Annotated in this window: 9 protein-coding genes; all 9 read left to right on the top strand. The window is 33.3% G+C overall.

Features of this window, described 5'->3' with window-relative positions:
* Positions 1-123 precede the first annotated feature (123 nt).
* Positions 124-552 carry a hypothetical protein gene (locus RMR19_RS12320; RefSeq protein ID WP_310603788.1) on the top strand — a complete coding sequence of 143 codons (429 nt, stop codon included), beginning with the start codon at positions 124-126 and terminating at the stop codon, positions 550-552.
* 70 nt (positions 553-622) lie between these two features.
* Positions 623-1144: a CHAP domain-containing protein gene (locus RMR19_RS12315; protein ID WP_310603787.1), complete on the top strand. Its 522-nt coding sequence runs from the start codon at positions 623-625 to the stop codon at positions 1142-1144.
* A 64-nt stretch (positions 1145-1208) separates the two neighbouring features.
* Complete coding sequence (locus RMR19_RS12310; protein ID WP_310603786.1) at positions 1209-1889, top strand: Pr6Pr family membrane protein; 681 nt, start codon at positions 1209-1211, stop codon at positions 1887-1889.
* A gap of 56 nt (positions 1890-1945) precedes the next feature.
* Positions 1946-2179 carry a hypothetical protein gene (locus tag RMR19_RS12305; protein WP_310603785.1) on the top strand — a complete coding sequence of 78 codons (234 nt, stop codon included), beginning with the start codon at positions 1946-1948 and terminating at the stop codon, positions 2177-2179.
* A gap of 80 nt (positions 2180-2259) precedes the next feature.
* Positions 2260-2862, top strand: coding sequence for a DUF6273 domain-containing protein (locus tag RMR19_RS12300; protein WP_310603784.1), 603 nt, complete (start codon positions 2260-2262; stop codon positions 2860-2862).
* Positions 2863-2918: 56 nt separating this feature from the next.
* A complete protein-coding gene (locus RMR19_RS12295; RefSeq protein ID WP_310603783.1) occupies positions 2919-3443 on the top strand; it encodes a hypothetical protein in 525 nt (174 codons plus the stop codon).
* Between the two features lie 26 nt (positions 3444-3469).
* A complete protein-coding gene (locus RMR19_RS12290; protein WP_310603782.1) occupies positions 3470-4213 on the top strand; it encodes a class I SAM-dependent methyltransferase in 744 nt (247 codons plus the stop codon).
* Between the two features lie 81 nt (positions 4214-4294).
* Positions 4295-5140 carry a 4Fe-4S binding protein gene (locus tag RMR19_RS12285; RefSeq protein ID WP_310603781.1) on the top strand — a complete coding sequence of 282 codons (846 nt, stop codon included), beginning with the start codon at positions 4295-4297 and terminating at the stop codon, positions 5138-5140.
* A 209-nt stretch (positions 5141-5349) separates the two neighbouring features.
* The coding region (locus tag RMR19_RS12280; RefSeq protein ID WP_310603780.1) for a nucleotidyltransferase domain-containing protein at positions 5350-5776 on the top strand (427 nt) is incomplete at its 3' end.

Genomic DNA, 5776 nt, shown 5'->3' with positions numbered 1-5776 from the left:
ATCAGTGGTATGGGCGAAGTATTGGGCACCAGAAGAATATAATAATATAATTCAATTAAATCAGAATATTCTAAATGCGTTTGATGGCATGAAGGCATTAGAACCAGAATGGTATATTGGGAAATGAATACAGATTTTAATTTGAGAGAAGGGCTGAAAGTGTTTCATCGTTTTAATAATCAAGAAGAAAGAAGAGCATATGGCGGTTCAGCCTTTTTGGAGTTACAATATTGCAAAATGAAACCTGATACATCTATCAAGAAAATTGTTGCAGTCGGTTCTGTGTCTCATTGGCAAAATGATTCGATTTATGTTCATATGGAGAATATGGAGGACTTTTATTCGAATTATAGTGATATTTTTGTTGATGGTTTATATAACAACATGAAGAGGGGACAAATTGATGTTAATGGGATAAATTATTATTCGAAAATGCAAATATTTTCCATTGTGACTGATCTTGAATTAAAGAAGCCAAAGGAGTATGTGCTATTGTTAGAGTGGTTGAAAAATGTAGTTCAATATAATGGAGTTTATATCTTAGGAATTTGATGCGAAACGTCAATGACAAAAAACGAAGGTTTGTTTTACAACAATAAATTCAGAATTTATGGAGGTGTGTATGGAGGATGTTACAAGAAAAAGATTGGCTGAAGTTGCAAGACAAAAAGCACAAATACCTTTTCATGGATATATTAAAGATAAAGAATCCAATATTGAACCGATAATTAAACATTTTCCTAAATGGAATATTAAAGAGGCAGACAGAGCATGGTGTGCAGCGTTCGTTTACTATTGTTGCATAGAGACAGGTTTTCAAATTCCGTATAGCCCAAATGAGTGTATAAGCTGTAGTTTGGCAGGCTGTGGCGGTTGGGAAGAATATGCAATTGGAGATAGTCGGATAGAGTATCATAGGCGTGATGGAAGTTTTACTCCCGAAATTGGAGATATAGTAATCTATGATAAAGTTTTCATAAATCAAGAGCACGACCACATAGGCATTATATTGGAGATTTTTGATAATACGATTATCGTAGCAGAGGGAAATACCTTTAATGATAACATATCGGGAGTTATTGAACGTCCAATAGATGAACACATAAGAGCATATATTAGAATCCCTAATGGTTATTGCTATTAATGAAGAAAATAAATTTAGAGAGTAATCAACTAGAATACAAATCAGAACTTATGGAGGTAAAGCAATGTACAATAAAAATCGTATTTTATCACTTTTGTATAAGTGCATTATAATCATGGTAGCGGCAATAGGACTGTACCTTAATTCGGGTATGCCAAACGGAAAATTCGCGTCCGCTATGTTTTTATATTATACAATATTAAGCAATCTCTTTTGCTTACTTTATTTTATTGTTGCCTGTATAGTGGTTGTTCAGAGAATCAGAAAAGATGGGATTTATGGTGAAAGCACATGGGCTATCCACGCAAAGGGTGCTGTAATCATGGCTATTACCGTTACTCTATTGATTTATTGGTTTATCTTGGTAGGTGCTGGATTTGAAATGGGAGAGGGAACTTCTCCATTGGCGAACCTGATTGTACATCTTTTTGTTCCGGTACTTTCGATATTGGACTGGGTCATTTTTGATATCAAAGGACAGTTAAACAGATTTGATCCCTTCAAATGGCTTATTATACCATTGTGTTATTATGTATTTACTGTCATTGCGGCTAAACTGGGTATGACATTCTATAATGGAAGTCATTATCCATACTTTTTCATAGATTCAGACATTCTTGGATGGGGGACGGTAATGTTGAGCGTTTTGGGGCTTGCAGTAGCTTTTCTTGTAATAGGATATATTGTTTTTGCAATGGATAAAATACTATGTATATGGAGGAACAAGATAGAACGTATAAAATAGGCATAATGAAAAGTTGACAACTTCAAATTTGCAGATTATTAGGTGAGGTGATAGTAATGTTAGTTTTCATCGAGAGCTTTTTTGGTGATAGGCTTATATATGGTGAAAAATGTACAGAAGAACAGCTAAGAGAAAAGTTTAACCAAACAGTAAAATTAACGGAGTTAGCAGATTTTACGCCATTATTTTGCAGTATGTTTGATTTTCAGGAATTGCCTTATAATGAAAAGATATATGTTGATTATGTAATTGACTTGGATACTTATCTGGTATATGCACCTCAATATTAAGAAATGTATGTGCCTTTAAAATCAGAAATTAATGGTCGATTATAGATGTAGACTATTTATAAAATGCACGGAGGACGAATATGAAGATTGAGGACAAGATACAATTTGGTGAATACAATTGGCGTGTACTTGCAATACAAGGCAACACAGCATTGATTATTACTGATAAAATTATTGAACAGCGTTCCTATCATAACGAATATATTGAAATTACTTGGGCGGATTCTTCTCTCCGTGAGTATCTCAACACGGAGTTTTATGACAGATTTTCTGAAGCGGAGAAAGCAAGAATAGTCCCTGTTATCAATAAAAATCCCGATAACCCGTGGTTTGGTACGCTTGGTGGACGCGATACAGAAGACAAGATATTTATACCTAGCCTTGAAGAACTTGCATGTAAATACTTCGGCGATAGTAGTGCGTTATTATATAATCCTAAAAAAAACCAAAGATACTGGTATGAACGAAAAGATGCAAACAACAGCAAACGAATAGCAATCGATGAAGTAAAAAAATTTTGGTGGTATTGGATTCGCACACCTGGTCGTTTCAGCGTGAAAGCGGTATATGTTTTTCCTGATGGTAATATTGGCATCCATGGCAATAACATAAAAATAGGCAACGTCGCCGATGGATATTGTGCAGGTGGCGTTCGACCACTTATGTGGATTACTATGGAATGATATGGCGTAGTAAAGGTTAATTGATAACCAAAACAAAATTTAAGGAGGATAGAAATTTGAACGCATATTTAGAATGTCCAACAATAAAAACAAAAAGTTTCACTATTAGACTTATCAGAAAGGCAGACAGTGAATCGCTTTTTCAATGCTATAATGACGAAAATGCTGTTCAGTTTATGAATGATGACAACTGTGATTTTGGATTTTATGTCGAGTCAAGGGAAAAGATGTTAGAAACAATAGGGTACTGGCTGGATTTTTATGAAAAACAATATTTTATCAGATTTTCAATAGTAGACAATGCAACAGATAAGGCAGTGGGGACAATTGAGGGATTTGTTGGAGAAACAGGAGTACTTCGTGTAGATATATGCAGTACTTTTGAAAAGTCATCCTATCTGTCTGAACTATTTGAGTTTGCAAAGGACAACTTTTATGAGTTTTTTGGCAATGAGGATATTGTGACGAAGGCTGTTTCTGCTGCAACAGAGCGACGAAAGGCGTTAAATAGTAGTGGGTGGGAGTTTATTGATAAATTCAGAGAGTATCATGACTATTATAGAATTACGTGTAAACGATAGATCAGAATTTGGAGAGGTGATAAAAAATGGAATGGAATTCACAATTATATGATAATAAACACGATTTCGTGGCTGAGTATGGTAAAGGGTTATTAGAGTTTGTTCCTGACAATAATGAACAGACAATATTGGATTTAGGGTGTGGAACGGGTATAATGACAGCTCAATTAAGGAATTTGGGAAGTAAAGTTGTAGGGGTTGATAGTTCCAAAAGTATGATAAGTAGGGCAAAAGAACAATTCGATAACATAGAATTTATGCTATGTGATGCACTTGATTTACCTTTTGAGAATGAATTTAATGTTGTTTTTTCAAATGCCGTATTTCATTGGATAGGAGACCATGATGCTTTATTAAGCAATGTTCGCAAAGTATTGAAAGCAGATGGATTATTAGTATGTGAGTTTGGGGCAAACGGTAATATTGCAATCGTTGAAAATGCATTCATGGAAGTTTGCAGTAGTTTCGGATATGATTATACGTCAAAATTTAATTTTCCAACATGCGAAAGCTTTGGTAAAATATTAGAAGGTAAAGGGTTTGTAATTGATAAGATTTATGATTATGACAGACCGACACCATTAAAAGATGATGAACAAGGATTGGCTAATTGGATGAAACAGTTTTTTGCTTCTGAATTAGTAGTAATGCCAGAAGATATACAAGTTGCAGTTATTAAAAAGGTGGAAGAATTTACAAGAGACATTCTTTGGAATGGAAATGAATGGGTTGCCGATTATCGGAGATTAAGAGCAATTGCACACATATAAATTTAAATGTGTCAAAGAGACAAATCAGAATGTATCTTGGAGTCATAACTGAAGATTATTTTATACTGTGAGGTTAAATGTATGGATAAACAAGTGTTTTTAGATAAGGTTAATGAAATATTTTCAGAAAATCAGTTTAATTATATTTCAGCGGATAAAGCTCTATCAGATGAGCTTATATCTTTGAAAATGTTTGAGCAACCGATTATTGGTATAACCAATACAAACAATGATTCTTTTCATAAACTAAAACAGGAGAATATTATAGGAAAACATTTTATGCTTCCGAAGGAATGGCTCTGTGGTGCTGAAACGGTTATTTCTTTATTCTTTCCTTTTACAGAGGCGATTAGAAAAAGCAACAGACAGAATATGAATTACCCATCAAATAGCTGGATGAATGGTAGAATTGAGGGTCAGTATTATATTAATAATTTTTCAACTTGTCTTGTAAAACTTCTTAATGACAATGGGTATGAGGCAGTTTCACCTTCTTTAGATAAAAGATTTTTTATGAATACTGAACTAAAAGATAATAATAAAAATCCAATTAATAAACCTTATACCAGCAATTGGTCAGAACGCCATGTGGCTTATGTTTGCGGGGTAGGTACATTTAGTCTTTCAAAAGGTTTAATAACTGAAAAAGGTATAGCAGGTAGATTGACAAGTATTATAACAAACTTGAAATTAGATGCAGATAAGAAGGCATTTTCACGCTACGATGAAAATTGTATTATGTGTGGAAAGTGTATAAAAAATTGTCCAGTAAATGCAATTAGTTTTGACCATGGCAAAAATAATGAATTGTGTTCCGAATTTTTAAATTCAATATTAATTGACCATGCCCCATGGTATGGCTGCGGGAAATGTCAAGTCAGCGTTCCGTGCGAATTTGAAAACCCTAATAAAATGAATTTAATTTAGAAATTACTGGAACAATGCAACTAATAAACATCATGTGAAGTTGATAACTTCAAATTTATAGAGCTGAATAACGAAACTAAATATATAGGTTGGTCGGGTGCATATCGCTGATTCTATTTTTATTCTACGTGTTAATTTAAGAATAAATAGTATTTTGGACAGATAAGAAATAAATAGAGAAAAATAAATTTGAGAAGGTGACATTTAATATGCATAAATACAACGAATTACGTGATAACTTTGTAATGCAAAGTAGAAATATATTAGAAAATAATCTTGTAGGCATATATCTTCATGGCTCTGCCGTTATGGGGTGTTTTAATCAACAAAAGAGTGATATTGATTTAATTATTGTTGTTAAAAATGATATTTCAAACAAATGCAAGTCACGATATATGGATATGGTTGTTGAACTAAATAAGAACGCACCAGCAAAAGGAATCGAGTTAAGTATAGTGAAAGAATCTGTATGTAATCCATTTGTATATCCGACACCTTTCGAGCTACATTTTTCAATAGCGCATCTAAATTGGTATCAAACAAATCCAGAGGAATATGTTGATAAAATGAAAGGTACGGATAAAGATTTAGCTGCACATTTTACAATACTATATCATCGTGGAAAATGTGTATATG

Origin of the sequence: Anaerosporobacter sp. (genome assembly GCF_031551385.1) — a bacterium.
In the GTDB taxonomy this organism is placed as follows: domain Bacteria; phylum Bacillota; class Clostridia; order Lachnospirales; family Lachnospiraceae; genus Anaerosporobacter.
This window is presented reverse-complemented; position numbering and strand designations above follow the sequence as displayed.